The sequence below is a fragment of the Grimontia sp. SpTr1 genome (assembly GCF_947387585.1).
Classification (GTDB): Bacteria; Pseudomonadota; Gammaproteobacteria; order Enterobacterales; family Vibrionaceae; genus Enterovibrio; species Enterovibrio indicus.
Genome location: NZ_CANDOD010000011.1, coordinates 185,576 through 202,708, shown reverse-complemented (window position 1 = coordinate 202,708; position 17,133 = coordinate 185,576). Strand labels below are relative to the sequence as shown.

The following is a 17,133-nucleotide window of genomic DNA, read 5'->3' as shown; positions in this document are numbered from 1 at the left end:
AGAATACCAAGGACAGCGATGACCTGATTGTGTCCCCTTGGAAGGGTGACGGCAACAGGTTCACCGGGTTGAACCCCCTGCTCGGTGAGTAAAGCAGCCAGTTGCAGGGCAGCTTGAGCGAGCTCGCCATAGGAGAGGGAATGTTGTTCAGAAATAATGGCAGTGCGTTCAGGGGGTTCCGCCGCCATTTCAAAGAAGGATTGATGAATCAGGCGCTTCGTTCTGTCTATTTGAGTGTTGTTAATGGCTGAGCGAACGGCAACCTGATTTTCTGGCAGAGACGGATTGTAAGCATCATGCCACTTCGCAGTATCAATCAATGATTCTAAAAGGCTGCAATACTCTGCGAATGCTTCCTCTATCACCCCTTCAGGAAACAGATCGTCAACGGAATCCCACGCCAATAGCAGGCCATCTTCCATCTCGTAAAGCTGATGGTCCAACCATACCTGTGGTGTTTGGGAAATCATGTAACTGAGGTCACCAAGGGTTTCCTTACATGTTTCTGTAATCAATTGTGTGCCCAAATTGCAAGCGAATACCACGGGTGCACTGACACCTTCAGATAATCCCTGCTTTTGCAGTTCACGCTGTATTTGTACTGCTGAGAATGTTGAGTGAGACAAATCTTTATGGAGTTGTTTTTGTAACACTTTTACTCGCTCGGTAAACGGCAGTGGCTTACTGCAGTCGCACTCAAGTAAAAGTAAATTGGTGAAGTCAGCGACGACATCATCAATACCTGGTTGTCCACCTTGCCTATCAAAAATAGGGATATTGAGAACGAAGTGGGGGCTATTGCTCCACCGTGCTAGCACTTCTGCGTAGGCTGAAGCCAACATCACTGCAGGCGTGAGGCCTTGAGATATGGCGTTATGCTTTATCTCTATCCATCTGTGATTAGCGATTTTGTGGGTGCGCCGGGTGAAATGTGGTTTAACAATAGAATCGGGGGCACATGCTAATGGGAGCTGAGGTCCGGGTGGTAGATCTGCTAGCCTGTCAAGCCAGTAACGTTTATCAGCACACTCACTAAGTTGGTCAGCTTGCCTTTTGGCCTCTAGATAATGTTTGAACTGCCAATCTGGTTTGGCCGCCAGGGTGCAATTTGTGTTTCCTGATTGCAACTCGCCATAAAGGTAAGCCAAATCACGGAGCAAAATATGGATGCTTTGTACGTCAGCAACGAGTAAGTCAACGTCAAAGTGAATTCTTGTCTTGTGGTTCGGTAGTAATGAAAGTGAAAGGCTCGCGACTTGGCCTCTCGCAATATCGAGCTTCCTGTGGGACAAGCTATTGCGAACTTCTTCTAACGCATCCTCTAACTCACTAGTATCAAATGACTGAAAATCACGAACTTCTAAAAGAGGTAGAGCGAGGTGATGATCGACATATTGTTTACCTTCCTCAGTAAAGACGGCTCTCAACATTGGATGGTGTGACAGAAGCCGATGCCAGGCGGTTTCAAGCGAATCAAAGTTGACGGCTGAGCCATCGATTTCAATGTAGGCGTGGCAGCCAACGCCACCAAGTGTTTGATGATCTTGGCGCCCTAACCAATAGGCGTATTGGACATCAGTCAGATCGAAAGGAAGGCTATCTCCTGACTGATGTCCTTCATTGTGTTGATTTTCTTCCTTGGTGATGACGTGGCTTACAGGCTGACTCAAGATTGCCAGCCAATCATTAAGAGTGGGAGATTCAATAAGGTCTACAAAGGTTACCGTTGATCCTGCTCTGCGCCATTTATCAACCAGTCGCATTATTTGAAGCGAATCGAGGCCACATTCAATCAGGTTTGATTCATCTTGTTGGTGGGGTTCAAACTGAATGTATTCTTCGATATCTTTGATGATTGACTGTCGGTCAATAGTTGATTGAAAAGACTCCATGGTAGTCACTACACGGTCTCCTTTTTTGATTGCTCTATTGATGGCATAGGCTCTTGCAGATCTTGAACAAGGTATTGCGCAATGCAGCTCAACTTTTCAATGGTCTCAGTGAGTTCCCGTTCTGGGAGTGATTGGTCGACAATACCTGCGCCAGCTTGAAGCCAACATTTCTCTTCATCTTTGTAAATTGATCTCAGCACCAGACCCGCATCCATGGCTCCATCAGGGTCAACAATCATGACGCTACCACTGTAAAGAGCGCGCTCGCTGGCCTCATACTTTTTGATGGCGAGTAATGACTCTTTCTTGGGGATGCCTGATGCTGTTACTGCGGGGAACAGGGCCTTGAAAGCGTCCCAAACCGAGTGGTTGGAAGACAGTTTTCCTTTTACCCGAGACGCCAAATGCTGGACACTACCGCGGCGTTTGATTGACATAAAGTCGCACACAGAGAGACTCTCTTCATCACAGACTTGGTCAAGTTCTTCGTAAGCAAGCCTGACCGAAATTGCATGCTCTGCGATTTCTTTTGTTGTCGAGATAAGCTCGCTTTTAAGTTGTAACTCTTCTTCAGGGGAATTACCGAGAGAACGGGTACCTGCGAGTGGTTGTGTACTCACCCATCCATCAGGTGATGCTTCCAATACAGTTTCAGGGCAGAACCCTGCAGCCTCAAAACCTGATTGGCGTAAGATAAATGAGCGAGCAGGCGTATTCTTTTGTCGTCCATATTCATAACTTTTTGCCATGTCCAAAGGGAAGGAGACTTGGACTTGCCGTGACAGAATGACTTTCTGATAGTGGTTTTCTTGGATGTCTGCGATCGCCTGTTGCACAGCGGTTTTGTAGTATTCGCAGCTGGACGGTATGGTTAAATCAACATGTTCAATAACAAAATCAGTATCATACCCATGTTTCTCGCGACGTTCAGCGAGTCTGAATAACTCAACAAGCTTTTCTAATCCTGCGGGAGAAGTCGCCCTTAGCGTCGCTGTTTTGTCAGATACTCTAACTTCATATTCCGGGATAAAAAGGGACATTAGCTTGTTCGTTTTATCAAGGGATATGGTATTTGTTAAACCATAAAAGACGTATGCCAATTCAAATTTTGCTTGCCCATAAAGCCTCCAGTTTTCTACGGGTAGATTCTGGGTGATATGGGTCATGGCCGGTTCAAAATCCTCATAGCCCATTATTTGAATTCGGTCTTCTTGCTTTACCACGATTTCGTTTTTGTAAACGTCGATGCTCAACAAATTGCCCATCCCTAAAGACCATTCACCAGGTTTTTCGTAGATCATGAATTGATCTGCTAACCCACTGTTAGCAATGGACAGGAGTAGGCGGCTTGTTTTTGCGGATGTTGGAAGAGTAAGTTCTTTATATTGAGTCATAGTAATAAATCCTTATAAATTTGGGTGGGCTCCAAGTGGTTGCTGTGCGATCTCATCCCGCTCTTCTGCTGGTTGGTTTGAACTGGGCTTTTTCTATCAGCGTTTTTTTGTTTATTTTGCCTACCGATGTCAGTGGCCAACTTATTGCCAGTTCAAGTTGATCGGGTTGTTTGAATCTTGGAACACCTAGCTTCGCAAGGTATGCCCGAAGCTCTTTTAGTGTTGGTGGTTGGATGTTTTGCTTGTGGGTAACAAATGCGCAGCTTCTTTCTCCCAATTCGTCATCTGGTACAGCGACGATCACACACTCATCAATGGCGTCGAGCTTCTCAATAAGTGGTTCGATTTCAGCAATAGCAACTTTCTCTCCAGCCCGGTTAATTTGTTCCTTAACTCGTCCTTCAACAACGTAGTTGCCTTCAGGTGTCTTTCTGACGAGATCTCCGGACTTATAGAATCCATCTTTGGTAAACGCAGTGAGATTGTGACTTTCTGCATTAAAGTAACCTCTGATGGTGTATGGACCTCGGGTATGCAGTTCCCCAATTTCGCCATCAGCTACGATATTTCCATTACCGTCCACGAGCCTGATTTCATCTCCCGACGACATGGGGCGTCCCTGTGTGTTTAAAATGGTTTCGACGGAGTCATTTAATCGCGTGTAGCAGACTAAACCTTCCGCCATTCCAAAGACTTGCTGGAGCTTACACCCAAAAACAGGAGAAACACGCTTTGCTGTTTCTGGGTCAAATTTTGCACCGCCGACTTGAAGTAATGAGAGCGAGTCAGTATTGGTGGTATCCCATTCTTTTGAAGACAGCCATAGCTTTACGAGAGGTGGGACTAAAGCTGTATGTGTCACCTTTTCTTCGTTAATGAGCCTAAACGCCTCATCACTGCCGGGAGTGCGACACATAACGACTTTTCCGCCAACGCTGAGTGTGCCAAGAATACCTGGGCAACCGAGAGGAAAGTTATGTCCTACTGGAAGGGCTGCTAAGTAAACGGTGGACTCGTTAAGTTCACAGACGTCAGTTGAAGTACTGAAATTGTAGGCATAGTCGCTATGGCTTCTCGGAATCAACTTTGGTGCACCAGTCGTGCCACCAGACAGTAGCAATAAGGCTGTGTTGAAAGGGTTCAGGTCTGGTAGAGGAACTGGGTCGGTGTGTAGGGTATTGATGGTCTGGTGACTATTTGAGGCACCATCGATAAACAATGACCTTATCTTCGGATATCTTGATTGAAGTTTCTCACCTAACGATACATAGTCAAATCCGAGGAATCTATCAGGAACGATATATGCGGATGGCTCGGCTTGGTCGCACAGAGAAGCGATATCGTTTTCCCTTTGTGCCGGCATCGCTAGCACCGGAACAACACCAATACGAAAAAGGGCGAAGATAACCAGCACAAAACTCGCACTGTTGGGCAGTTGGACAATCGCCGTTTCTCCTGATTTTAGCCCCGCCTTCAAAAAGCCAGCCGCTAATCGATTCGATTGTCTATTCAATTGCCGATAAGACAAGCGAGTAGAATTGTCTATTACGGCTGTTCTGTCTCCATACTCTTCTGCCCACTGGGCCAAGTAGTCTCCAAGTGTTGTTGGACGAAGATAGCCAGCTTCGATCTGTTTTTTCTGTTCGTCCGTTATGGTCCACAGTTTTTCAAGATGTTCGATATCCATTCCTATCGTCCCTCCATCTCGCAGTTTGAAACGCCACTCTCACCTTGCAGAGAATGATTATCATTACAACTTACTTTTTGCGGAATTCGAGGACTACTCGTATCGGAATTTTATAACCGAATGAGGAAGGTATGAAATTTGGATTCATCATAAGGTATTGAATGATATGATTATTAATGGTTTCAAAAAAATCATGACATCGCTTTTGGGGGAAGCCATCCGATACGGGTGGTAGGGGTATCTTCATACCCCATAAAATGTTGTGGTTATCTTTTGGGATGAAAAACTTATGGATGAAAAACAAGAAGCGAGATCCGGGTGGCAGGTCTTGCGCGGTTTATTGGTTAGCCAAAAATACAAATTAATGACTGCAGTGTTTTTTTCAATTATTGCTGCGGGATTGGAGCTTGCTCCCTTCTGGATTTTTTTCAAAGCTGCTGAATTGACCCAGGTGTTTTACACTGAAGAATTGAACAGCCTCAATAATCCAACAGTGATTGCTGATAGTTTTTATGCGTTAGGAGCTGCCTTGTTCCTAGCGCTTGTTTTCAAAACAATCGCTTATGCTACCGCCTATACGCTAAGTCACCAATCTGCATTCTTAATATTGGCGGATACCAGACAATTATTGGTGTCTCGGTTGGCTTGGGCTCCACTTTCTTGGTTTAAAGAATACAAAACGGGACAATTAAAGCAGGCAGTAATGCAAGATGTCGAAAAGATGGAGAACTTTTTCGCTCATCATACGGTTGAGGTTTCTACTGCAGTTTTTGGGCCTATATTTGTCGCGGTTTACTTGTTTTGGATTGATTGGAGGCTTGCACTCGCAGCGTTAGCCGCAGCGCCAGTTGCCATGTTGAGCTCGTTTGTTGTGATGCGTGGAATGAGTAAGTACTACGACCAATACCACTCTGCATCTGTTGAATTAAACAGTACTATTGTGGAGTACATCCGAAATATCGCAGTAATGAAACTATTCCGCCAAGATAGCACTAGTTTTGGGGCACTATCGCAAAGCTTAGATCGCTATTTTGGAATTGTAGATAAAGTGACACTAATCACTGTACCTAGGTGGGCATTATTCACAAGTTTGCTCGGGGCAAATGTTCTTTTCATATTACCACTAGGTATGTATTTAGTTCAGAAAGATATGGTTGGAAGCCTCGACGTTGTAATGGCTGTGCTTCTTGGGGCTGGAATGTTGAGGCCTTTACTAAAAATCAGCCACTTTTTTAACGAGATCCAGGAGATATTATCTGGTGTTAAACGACTGACACCCATTTTGGATGTCGTTAAAATGGAAAAAAAGTCACAAGTATCTAATTTTAAGAAAGATATTGAACTGTCATTAAGAGAAGTGAGCTTTTCTTATGAAGGGCGAGAAATACTAAAGAATATTAGCGCTTCATTTAACCCAGGAACAACATCTATTGTTTTAGGAATGTCTGGAAGTGGAAAGTCGACATTATTACAAATAATCGCCGGCCTTATAGAACCTAACAGTGGTGATGCTTTTGTCAATGAAATTTCTGTTAGTCGTCTTAACGATGTTCAAAGAGCCTCTCTTATCTCATTGGCCTCACAGGAAGCATTCTTGTTTAAAGGGACGATAAAGGAAAATATCTTAATGGCGCGCCCTGAAGCAACGTCAAAAGATATTGATAACGCTATTCATGTTGCTGGACTTACTGGTTTAATACGAGAGTTACCTGCAGGACTAGACACTCAGATTGATGAAAGAGGTATCCGGTTATCCGGCGGAGAGAAGCAACGCATCGCACTGGCACGCGCTCTATTGGTTGAAGCGCCAATTGTGTTGTTAGATGAAGCAACAGCATATGCAGATAATCTTACACAAAAGGCCTTCTACCAAAATCTCAAAAAATACTATCCAAATACAGCTGTCGTTGTTGTTGCTCATCGCACCTATGGATTGGAGGAAGCTGATCAAATTATTCTTTTAGAGAAAGGTGAGATCAGAGCGGTTGGAAAACACCAACAGCTTATGCGTTCCGACGAACTCTACAAAGCATTGTTTATTCTCCAGTTAGAAAATGACTATTGGGCACTTGGAAGCCATCAAGAGTTATTGAATAAAGAGGTAATGAGTGAGGCTATATCAAATGGATAAATCGATACTTTTCATCATTAAGCGCGTGATCAAACATAGCCAAGCGTCGCCAACTTTATTTGTTAAAGGTGCTTTATTTCGTACCTTTGAAAAGGGATTGGATATTTTTCCAATTCTAGTCTGCTACTGGTGGTTTATATCAACATGGGAAGGTGATGATGAGAATAGTTCGTTCTTTAATATAGCAGGTAGCAGCTTTGAGATCCTGGATGTAGTCATATTACTAATCGTCGTTTTTGTATTTCAGTTCATTTTTTCATGGTTGGGACAAAAGTATAGCTTTTTGGGAGGATACGGAATCATGTCCGGGTACCGAAGAAAGGTGCTGGATAAAATACATTCTATGCCTCTATCTACACTTTATAGATATAGATCTGGATACCTTTCCGAATTGGTGACTGATGATACAACCCGTATAGAAAACATTTTCACTCATTTGGCAATAGATCTCTTTACTTCTTTGTTAATACCATTTCTCATTCTTGGGTCTTTACTGCTTCTAGATTGGAGAGCGGCAATTATCCTCATAGCAGGCTTTCCTTTAGCAATACTCTTTGTTCAAGGGACTAGAAAAATATTTAATAAAGTAAGTCAAAAGAAACTTAATGCAAACAGAGAAGTTTCCGGTGTGATTGTGGAATTTGTTATGGGTATAAAAACACTACGCCTTTTTAACTACTCACAGCAATGGCTATCAAAACTAGAACTTCTATTTAGCGAAATGACAAGAAAAAGTGTAACGGTTGAAGTGTGGGGGGCAGGTCCTGTTGTATTGTACCGTCTTATCGTTGAAATAGGGCTTGTTGCTTTTTTATTTTGGTGTGGATCCCAAGTTGAATCTGGAACGTTTCAGCCACACATTACGGTATTATTTATTTTCTTGGCGTATAGATTGATTTCTCCTCTATTAGATATGGCTCAGTACTTAAATATCATTCGTTACGCAGCTCAAAGTGAGATGAAATCTGAAGAAGTGATTCGATTTGAGTCGTTACCTGAACCTCCAATTAAAATGCAGGCAGAACATTACTCTGTCCAATTTGATAATGTGTCATTTAATTATGATGAGACACCTTGCCTGAAAAATATTAGCTTCATTGCTAAACACCATGAAGTGACCGCTATTGTTGGTCCCTCTGGATCAGGTAAAACAACGTTATTCAATCTGATCTGCAGATTTAGTGATCCATCGACAGGTACGGTTAACATTGGTAATTGTAGCTTGCGGGATATAGGCACCACCGGCGTTTATGACAACATCAGTATGGTCTTTCAAGATGTTCAGCTCTTTGCCTCTTCAATCATGGAAAACATTAGAATAGGCAGGAAAGAAGCTTCAGATGAAGAGGTATATGAAGCATGCAAAAAGGCATTTTGTCTGGAGTTTATTAGTCAACTACCTCAAGGTTTTGATACCCAAATTGGGGAGGGTGGGACCCGTTTATCAGGTGGTGAGAGACAAAGAATATCGATTGCACGAGCTTACCTAAAAAATTCGCCAATTTTGTTACTTGATGAGATTACCGCATCGGTCGATTCGGTTGCACAGTATGAGATTCAACAAGCACTCATGGGGCTTGTCGAAGGTAAAACAGTGATTGTTATTGCACATCGACTGAGCGCGATAAAAACTGCCGACCAAATTCTCGTCTTGGACAAAGGTGAGATCGTGCAAGCGGGTAGGCATCAAGATTTGGTTGAACAAGCCGGTCTCTATCAAACTTTATGGTTTGCCCAATCTGTTCAGCGATAGTTTGCTCGGCGCGCTGTAACGGTAAGTTTGGAATCTGAAGTCATAGGGAACTTTAATCACTCGGGATTTAATATCAACAGACTGCTTACGAAGCCCTGGCCATTTGAATGGGGCTTTATCTAGTCGGCCCTGAATTACAAATAAGACACTGGGCCTTGATGGAACGTTAACCAACGTTCTGCAACCTCAGTGGGGGGTAATGCATTCCCGCTATCCGTGTTGATGTGCAACACAACATGATAGTGATTACTCATAATGGCGTAGACACACACATCGATACAGAATACCTGGGCTAACTCCAAGGGCCGCTCTTCTATCCAAGCCCGTCTGTGCTCGAAATTTTTCCCCTGTTCGTTGTCATAGCCGCAAAGAAAAGAACGACGAACACAACGAGAAATACAGTGATAGTATGGAGTGGCATCGACATTTATCTGAGTGGTGCGAGCTTTGGTCATAGCGGATAAGAGAATAAAGCTGAAGAATGGACGTACAGTATCTTAGCCAACACACGATTGCATGTTGAGTGAGTGGGTTTGAAGAATAGCGCACTGATGTATGAAATTGATAAATGGGTCTTTTTCTAAAAGTGTCTGTCCCAAGTTTTACCTATTTAAGCGTAAGCGTTGAAAAGCTTTTCCGTGAAGATACCTTCCCAGAAAACCCTGACTTTTCTCGCTTACACGCTTATGCATGTAATCCAGAAAACTTTAACCCTGAAATTCGCGCTGAAATCGAGAAAGTACCTGAGACATTTCGTTATCTAGAAGAGCAGGGTAAGTTCAGGTTCATTGAAGATGTTGAGTACATCTATGATAAGCCGGGTAAAAACGATAAGAGTGAATTCTTGGGTGGAGGCAGTATCACGCAAGATAAGCTGGTCGAACTTGCCGACAGTGCGAAAGAAAGTATTTTGATTCAAACCCCTTATCTGGTGACAACAGCGCGCGACAGAGTATTTTTAAAAGAGCTTGTCGATCGCGGCATATCGATAAAAATCCTCACCAATAGCCTTGCTTCAAATGACAACCTTGAAGCATTCAGCGGTTATCAAAGAGACCGCAAAGCACTGCTTGATACCGGCGTTGAGATATATGAATTTAAACCTGATGCCAAGGTAAGACAGCGGGTGATGACAGAACACATGGTTAAGCGTTTACCTACCCAGCCTATCTTTGGGCTTCACGCCAAAGCCATGACCATTGATGACCACACGACAGTGATTGGCACTTACAACCTTGACCCAAGAAGTGCGAACCTCAATACCGAAAGCATTACCATCGTAAGATCAGAGGCGATAACCAAGGATGTTCGTCGCGCAATGGAAGTGGAGTTAGAGACTGAGAATGCATGGCGAATTACTGAAGACTTCAACCCGGACGATACCGTGTCTACCTCAAAACAGCTTAAGGTGAAACTGCGAAGAATTGTGCCTAAAGACATCCTTTAATGTTGCTCCCCTTCATGGGGAATCAATTAAGTTGATTAACAAAAAGCACCTCAGAAAATGAGGTGCTTTTTGTTGGGCCAACGAATGAGATAAACAAGATTTTTTAGCCTCGAACGGGCTCCGCCGACGAACTGTTTTGGGAGAGTGTTTTAATCCACTTTTTGTTTTTGATTCGGTGCATTACAGGAACTAGCTTGAGGGTTTCCTCTAGCAAGACAGCGGCATAAACATACTGCACGGGCAGCTCAAACCAAAACGCCAGCACTAGCATCAAAGGAATAGCCCCAAACCATTGCGCCACCATATCCAGATACATGGTGAACTTGGTGTCGCCGCCGCTTTTCAGAATGCCCGACATAGAGGTCATGGTCACCGAGCGTAGGAATATAGAAGCCAAAATGAAAGGGAAGAGCAGATACACGGCATCCAGCACTTCTGGCTCAATGCCATCGAACAACCCAATGAGCAAATCGCGCCCAATCCAAAGTAGGGCAACAATCGTTCCCCCTACCGTAACAGAAGCAATCAAACCTGCACGAACATAGGCATTGAGTTCTTGATGGTTGTTGGAACCTATCTTCTGACCAACCAACACACCAACAGCGGCAGCACAACCCCAGCTAAACGAACCCAGTAGTATTTCCAGTGGCGCGAGGATCGACATGGCTGCCAGAGCGGTGCCATCAATATTGCCGTAAATGGTGTGATAGGCCGTCATGCCACCACTCCAGATGATTTCACCGCCAATAATCGGCAGTGCAATGTTTATGAAGGCAACATTCTTGGTTTTCGCCCTCGCTGCAACAAATGAAGATGCCGTAAAGCTAAGTATTCTCTCAAAGGCATGAACATAGAAAAACAGGATCAATGTGGAAGCTGATCTGGCTACTAACGTTCCCCACGCAGCGCCCTCAAGCCCGAGGGCTGGGAAGCCAAAGTGACCGAAAATCAGTAGGTAGTTGAGAGCAACATTAAGGATCAGCTCAAAGACAAAAAGATACAAAATCACTTTTGGTTTTTGAATCGCTCTCAGGCCAGCTCCCCAAATCGCTGAGAAACTCGTGACCAAAACACAGAGAATTGAGATTTCAATGTAGCTACTGGCCATCGCTGCAATCGCACCATCATTTGTCTTCAAACGCGCAATCTGATCTTTGAAAACAAGCGCAGCGCTGACTAATAGCACAGAAGCGATCACCGCGTGAATCATCCCGATATGAACAGTAACACTAAGACTTTTGTTATCTTTTGCTCCCCAATGCTGGGCACAAAAAATGGTAGTGGCACCAGCAATGCCGACAATCACGTTAGACACAAACCACAGCACCCGCGAGCCAATACCAGCTGCCGCAACGGTATCACCGCCCAAAGCAGAGAGCATAAAGGTGTCAATAAAGCCGAGACTTGCAAACAACACACTGTGCAGCGCAATAGGAACGGCGAGGAACAAAATATCCTTATAGGGTTTCATAACCATCCTTGGTTTTTCTTGTCTTTCAGGGATGGGTATTTTCACTTTAAATTCAAGATGATATTGATACTTATCAGTCAACCTGATGTAGATATCGGTCGATTTGCGGAGATTAAGAAATCAAAGCTTTGTATGTCGTGGGGCAGGTGTTAGTTAGTGTTTTGGCGATCATGATGAAGTATTGAGGCAATTGAAGCGGCGCCTCTGAGTAGAGGCGGCTTAAACTCGATATTGGACAATTTTGATTTACGAATTACGTTTGTTATTGCCCTGTTCGGATAACTACAGATTTGGGACAGCGAAGTAGATGGCTTTGCTGTTTGTTAGAGAACATTGGTTGTCCTTGCTTCTCAGTTAAAGAAATCGTTGAGGTAAAGTAGTTGCCCACATTCATACCCATTTCTAACCATTACTATATTTGGTCTGAAACAGAGTAAAGAGTGCCTAGGCCATGAAAATCATGACCATTATTATTTTATTTTTTAAATTTTCTATTGCTCTATGAAATTTTGAATGGCTGTCATGCCAATATTAGAAAGATCTCTTTCTTTTATAATATCGAATAGTTCATCTGAAACTAATTTTGTAAGTCTTAACCTCAATTCGTGCCAAGCTGCTTTTCCTACAACTCTATCGGCATAAATATTTATATCCCCCGAGTAAGAATAATCAAGAGAAGAGTCAGCCATAATTTCAACTCCTGACTCAGGTTTAATTCCGCCTGAGTCAAGCCTTATTGAATCTATGACATTCAGTATGTTCCAAAAATATGCATCTCCTAGTTTTTTTGAATCTGCATTAAAAATTTCAACAGGAATAAATTGATGACCACCAGATGGCTCAACACTTTCGATACATTCTTTGAGTTTTCCAGTTATCAGTACTAAACCACATGTCCACGCTTGATAGTCATAAATCATTTTATTCGAAGGAGACACTAATTTTTCAGGAAGTAAAGCCACCAGCTCTTCATTTAGAGGAGACGATAAAAAATCAAACCTCGCTAGCATTACATTTTCACCTGCTCTCCGAGTATTCCTTTGGGCCACCTTCTCTTGTTCTTTCAATATTAGTGAAAGTGTATGAATTTTATTTTCACATTCTTCGGTAAGACAATAAGTCTCTATTAACGGTAGATTGAAATCTCTATCCAATTCTTTAGCCATTAGTGCAATTCCTTATTTTTTCTTTTGGTTGGCATTGCGCCTATCTCTTTCAGAGCAGACAGTTCCATCCATTCTGCCATCAATGGCTTTGAAAATACTGCCTCAACAAAGAGATACGAAGCTTCAAATAAAGTGGGAACTCTGTCATGCCCAGCATTGAATAATGTTCTCGTCAACGTCAGTCCTTTCTTTTCTCGTTGCTGGTGTGGTGTTTTTCTGATTAGTTTTTGTATGGAAAGATGTGGATTTTTGAAGTTGTTAAAAAACACAGAGATGTTGAGACAGTCGCTTGAAAGCGAGCGGAGCGCATAAAAACGAAAAAAGCCTGCTCGAAAGCAGGCTTTTTAAATGGTGGGCGATACCGGGCTCGAACCAGTGACCCCCTCCTTGTAAGGGAGGTGCTCTCCCAACTGAGCTAATCGCCCGAATAAACGCTTGGGATGCCCTCGAAAGGGTAGTGCGTTTATTGGAATTTGGTGGGTCTAGGCAGACTCGAACTGCCGACCCCTACCATGTCAAGGTAGTACTCTAACCAACTGAGCTATAGACCCAAATTCTGATTCCATCCTGGTCAGGGAGGAATGGTGCGTCCGGGCAGACTCGAACTGCCGACCCCTACCATGTCAAGGTAGTACTCTAACCAACTGAGCTACGGACGCAAAGTATTTTCTTTCCAGAGAGAGCATGGTGCGTCTGGGCAGACTCGAACTGCCGACCCCTACCATGTCAAGGTAGTACTCTAACCAACTGAGCTACAGACGCATATCTTACTGATAATCAGTCTTGCTTCCCCTGAAAGCGGGATGAATATTAGCGAGTAGGGACAGGCGGCGCAAGCGTAAAACGGGACTTTTTTACCACATCTTGTGCGTTTGCTGGTTTGCTGCACAATTTGGCGCTTCTTACACCAGAGTTTTTGTTTTTAAACGCATTAGGACGCGTTGTTTTGCGGTGCTACTTGCACATTGCATCGCTGAAACAGTTGTTGCCAGTATCTAACATGATCTTTTACTGCTTTTTGGAAATTCTGATAGTGGCTGCCAGCAAAATAGGCGTCGTTGTAGTTAAAGAAAACCTCATTGTCTGGCAATTGCCTGTGAAGGGTTTCCAACGCGGGCTGCGCATCAAGGTATAGTCCGTTGATTTTCGAAAGGTAGGGTTGCACCTCGCCGATGAAAAACTTATCGAATACGTTTCTGAGGTAGTTGAGGCGGGTTGGGTCGCGGTTCGCACCACAAATCACCAGAAGGTCATCGCGATAAAGCTGTTTGGTAATGGTGTTAAGCCAACGTGTGCTTTCATCCATGGAATAGAACACGGTGCCTAGGTAGCGCTGCTTTTCGATGGGTTCTTGAAGAGAAACGATATCAGTGTTTTTCTCAGACAGATGAGCATAGGCATTAATGGCTAACAGCGCTTCACTGTGCGGAAAAGGCTTATCAGGCGCGATCAATCCAATTCCAGAAGGGGTGAGCTGCTGCCGCCACGCATCGCTGCTGATTAGCGTGTTCCAGTACACGGTACTGAGTTGCTGTTGCTTTTGCTTTTGGACTTTGAGCAATTGTTCGCGAAGGGTATCGCTTTCGACCTCTGCTAAGCAAAGTTCAAGTGTGTTTAACAGCGATACTTCATAATTGAGCTGCCTGAAGGCGTCTTGAACCTTGCCGAGAATGGAGTTTCTGTCGGCTATCAATTGAAACAATCCACACTCTCGCAGTTCATAAGCATCGAGCAAGCCCATCCGAACATCTTCGAGGGGTAAAGTGAGATCACGCTTTCTCGGAAGTTCGATGGAAACACTGTCTTCTAACGGCAGAGGTTCAGTATTCACCACGTTGGCAAGGCGACTCTGATAGTTTTCAAATTGCGCGCGAGCCTTGTCTGACTCCAGACAACCTGAAAGTAGGAGCAAGCCAGTGATGACGAAGACGAGTCTATGGACCATTTTCTCGTTCTGTTAAGAAGTCATAGTCATGATACGAAGTATAAAAGAAGCGGGATCCAAAAAGAAAATCCCGGCTCAAAGGCCGGGATTTGCAAAGGAGGAAGTGATTATTTCTCTGCCATTGCTAACTGGAATTCATCCGGTTGTTTGCGAATCCAGCGAAGGCGAATACCCAGCAAAATTGCGGCTGAAGTGAGACCGATAATAATACCTACCCAGAAACCGTATGCACCCATTGGTTCCACAATCCAATCTGTCATGCCCAGTACGTAGCCAATCGGCACGCCGAGAATCCAGTACGCAATAAAGGTGCGCTCGAAGATGGCACGCATGTCCTTGTAACCGCGTAACGCACCAGCCGCAACGACCTGAATAGCGTCAGTACACTGATAGATGGCTGCGAGCAGCATCAGGTTCGCTGCAATGGCAACCACTTCTGGGTTGCTGTTGTAAAGGTGGATAATAGGTTCGCGGAAAATTACCGTCAGCGCTGCGGTAATCATGGCTGTGCCTAAACCGATCAGAATACCAAGTTTGGCTGCTCGGGCTGCTCCCTCTGTCGATTTCTCGCCAAGTTGGTGACTAACACGGATACTCACAGCGGTACCCAAGCTCATCGGCAACATAAAGATCATCGAAGAGAAGTTAATCGCAATCTGGTGTGCCGCTACGACCGTCGAACCCAGTGGCGCGATGAGAAGGGCAATCACAGCAAATAGAGTCACTTCGAAGAAAATCGCAGCTGCCACTGGCAAGCCCATTTTGAAAATGCGCCATAAAGCTGGGAAGTCTGGTTTTGAAAAGTCAGCAAACGCGTTCACGCGCTGAAGACGTTTGTTCAGCTTGATGTAGATGAACATCGAGATGAGCATCAACCAGTAAACAATGGTGGTTGCTACACCACAACCCACCGCACCGAGCTCAGGTGCGCCGAACTTACCGTAAACAAATATCCAGTTAAGGGGAACGTTCGCAGCCAGACCGATAAAGCCTATGATCATTGCTGGTGTGGTGAGTGACATGCCTTCTGCCAGGTTGCGAAGCACTTGGAACAGCAGGAATGCAGGTACCGCCAAAATGACCGCATAGAGATAACCAATGGTTTTTTCGGCTAATGCGGCTTCTACTTCCATGTAGTTAACAATGTGACCGGCGTTGTACAGCACAAGTGCGATAGGCACTGACAGCATCAATGCCATGTAAACGCCTTGTTGCACCTGAAAGGGTATTTTTGCCTGACGGCCAGAGCCATTTAACTGGGCGATGATCGGAACCATCGCTAACAGGATACCAATACCAAACAGGATAGAAGGCAACCAAACACTGGTTGCTACAGCGACGGCAGCCATGTCGGTAGCGCTAACGCCACCAGCCATAACTGTATCGACAAAGCCCATGGAAGTTTGCGCCAGCTGCGCAATGAAGACAGGGATCCCCAATTTAATGATGGATTTGGCTTCCAGGCGATAGTTTTGCACCTATAACTCCGGAAAAGAAAAGTGAGGCTGAAAAGGAGTTGTATTATACGTTTGCAAAGGACGGCCACAATCGATACTTTTGTGAATTACACAAGATTTAGCTTTTTGTTTGCCTCACTATTAACACAGCCAGTTGCTGTTATCAGGAATCGTTATGTTTACAGGTATTGTTCAAACCACCGCAGAAATCATTCAAATAGAAAAAAAGACTAACTTTCAGAGTCATGCGCTCCGCATGAATGATGTGATGCGAAAAGGGTTGGAAATTGGCGCTTCGGTCGCCCATAACGGTTGTTGTTTGACGGTAACTAAAATTGACGGAGACCTTGTGTGGTTTGACTTGATGCAAGCAACATTGGCGCTGACCAATCTTGGCGAGGTCAAGGAAGGCGACAAGGTGAACCTTGAGCGAGCGGCCAAGTTTGGAGATGAAATTGGCGGGCACTCTATGTCTGGTCACATCATGTGCACCGCGGAAGTGGTTGATGTCATCGAATCAGAGAACAACCGTCAGGTTTGGTTTGAAGTGCCGGCAAATATCTCCAAGTACGTTTTCGATAAAGGTTACATCGGTATTGATGGCATCAGTCTGACTATCGGCGCGGTTGAAGATAATCGTTTCTGCGTTAACCTCATCCCTGAAACCCTGCAGCGCACCAATATGGGCTGGCGTGCGAAAGGGGACAGGGTGAACATTGAAGTTGACCCGCAAACGCAGGCGGTGGTTGATACCGTTGAAAGGGTACTTGCTGCCAAACAAGCTTAAGTG

General features: G+C 44.4%; 12 protein-coding genes, 4 tRNA genes and 1 pseudogene. 4 read left to right on the top strand and 13 right to left on the bottom strand.

What is annotated here, in order from left to right:
- The 3 genes from QL223_RS16450 to QL223_RS16440 all read right to left on the bottom strand — a co-directional run.
- On the bottom strand, positions 1 to 1,892 hold a 1,892-nt coding region (locus tag QL223_RS16450; RefSeq protein WP_281545344.1), incomplete at its 3' end, for a condensation domain-containing protein.
- 8 nt (positions 1,893 to 1,900) lie between these two features.
- Entirely contained in the window at positions 1,901 to 3,286 is a 1,386-nt protein-coding gene (locus QL223_RS16445; RefSeq protein WP_281545339.1) for a salicylate synthase, read from the bottom strand.
- 52 nt (positions 3,287 to 3,338) lie between these two features.
- Complete coding sequence (locus tag QL223_RS16440; protein ID WP_281545338.1) at positions 3,339 to 4,973, bottom strand: AMP-binding protein; 1,635 nt, start codon at positions 4,971 to 4,973, stop codon at positions 3,339 to 3,341.
- A gap of 289 nt (positions 4,974 to 5,262) precedes the next feature.
- Between QL223_RS16440 and QL223_RS16435 the strand changes: the two genes are divergently transcribed.
- Together QL223_RS16435 and QL223_RS16430 are read left to right on the top strand one after the other, a co-directional pair.
- The gene (locus tag QL223_RS16435; RefSeq protein WP_281545337.1) at positions 5,263 to 7,104 is read left to right on the top strand and encodes an ABC transporter ATP-binding protein; all 1,842 of its coding nucleotides are present in this window, start codon (positions 5,263 to 5,265) and stop codon (positions 7,102 to 7,104) included.
- Positions 7,097 to 8,857 (top strand): ABC transporter ATP-binding protein, encoded by a 1,761-nt coding sequence (locus tag QL223_RS16430; RefSeq protein WP_281545336.1) that lies wholly within the window; start codon positions 7,097 to 7,099, stop codon positions 8,855 to 8,857. The genes QL223_RS16435 and QL223_RS16430 overlap by 8 nt, the downstream gene beginning before the upstream one ends.
- A gap of 149 nt (positions 8,858 to 9,006) precedes the next feature.
- Here QL223_RS16430 and QL223_RS16425 read toward each other — a convergent pair.
- A pseudogene (locus QL223_RS16425) lies at positions 9,007 to 9,312 on the bottom strand (alpha-amylase family glycosyl hydrolase); the annotation flags it as partial.
- A gap of 113 nt (positions 9,313 to 9,425) precedes the next feature.
- Here QL223_RS16425 and QL223_RS16420 point away from each other — a divergent pair.
- Entirely contained in the window at positions 9,426 to 10,304 is an 879-nt protein-coding gene (locus QL223_RS16420; protein ID WP_281545335.1) for a phospholipase D-like domain-containing protein, read from the top strand.
- A 103-nt stretch (positions 10,305 to 10,407) separates the two neighbouring features.
- Here QL223_RS16420 and QL223_RS16415 read toward each other — a convergent pair whose 3' ends face one another.
- The 9 genes from QL223_RS16415 to QL223_RS16375 all read right to left on the bottom strand — a co-directional run bounded on the left by QL223_RS16415 (position 10,408) and on the right by QL223_RS16375 (position 16,364).
- Positions 10,408 to 11,775, bottom strand: coding sequence for an MATE family efflux transporter (locus QL223_RS16415; RefSeq protein ID WP_281545334.1), 1,368 nt, complete (start codon positions 11,773 to 11,775; stop codon positions 10,408 to 10,410).
- A gap of 491 nt (positions 11,776 to 12,266) precedes the next feature.
- Complete coding sequence (locus tag QL223_RS16410) at positions 12,267 to 12,941, bottom strand: DUF1629 domain-containing protein (protein ID WP_281545333.1); 675 nt, start codon at positions 12,939 to 12,941, stop codon at positions 12,267 to 12,269.
- Positions 12,941 to 13,117 (bottom strand): hypothetical protein, encoded by a 177-nt coding sequence (locus QL223_RS16405; protein WP_281545332.1) that lies wholly within the window; start codon positions 13,115 to 13,117, stop codon positions 12,941 to 12,943. Before QL223_RS16405 ends, QL223_RS16410 begins: the two co-directional genes overlap by 1 nt.
- Positions 13,118 to 13,290: 173 nt before the next feature.
- A tRNA-Val gene (locus QL223_RS16400) sits at positions 13,291 to 13,366 on the bottom strand.
- Between the two features lie 49 nt (positions 13,367 to 13,415).
- A tRNA-Val gene (locus QL223_RS16395) sits at positions 13,416 to 13,492 on the bottom strand.
- Positions 13,493 to 13,523: 31 nt separating this feature from the next.
- Positions 13,524 to 13,600: transfer RNA gene (locus QL223_RS16390), tRNA-Val, on the bottom strand.
- Between the two features lie 26 nt (positions 13,601 to 13,626).
- Positions 13,627 to 13,703: transfer RNA gene (locus QL223_RS16385), tRNA-Val, on the bottom strand.
- A gap of 169 nt (positions 13,704 to 13,872) precedes the next feature.
- Entirely contained in the window at positions 13,873 to 14,886 is a 1,014-nt protein-coding gene (locus QL223_RS16380; RefSeq protein WP_281545331.1) for a DUF3080 family protein, read from the bottom strand.
- A 107-nt stretch (positions 14,887 to 14,993) separates the two neighbouring features.
- Positions 14,994 to 16,364, bottom strand: coding sequence for an MATE family efflux transporter (locus tag QL223_RS16375; protein WP_281545330.1), 1,371 nt, complete (start codon positions 16,362 to 16,364; stop codon positions 14,994 to 14,996).
- Positions 16,365 to 16,518: 154 nt separating this feature from the next.
- Between QL223_RS16375 and QL223_RS16370 the strand changes: the two genes are divergently transcribed.
- The gene (locus tag QL223_RS16370) at positions 16,519 to 17,130 is read left to right on the top strand and encodes a riboflavin synthase (RefSeq protein WP_046306207.1); all 612 of its coding nucleotides are present in this window, start codon (positions 16,519 to 16,521) and stop codon (positions 17,128 to 17,130) included.
- The last annotated feature ends 3 nt before the right edge of the window (positions 17,131 to 17,133 follow it).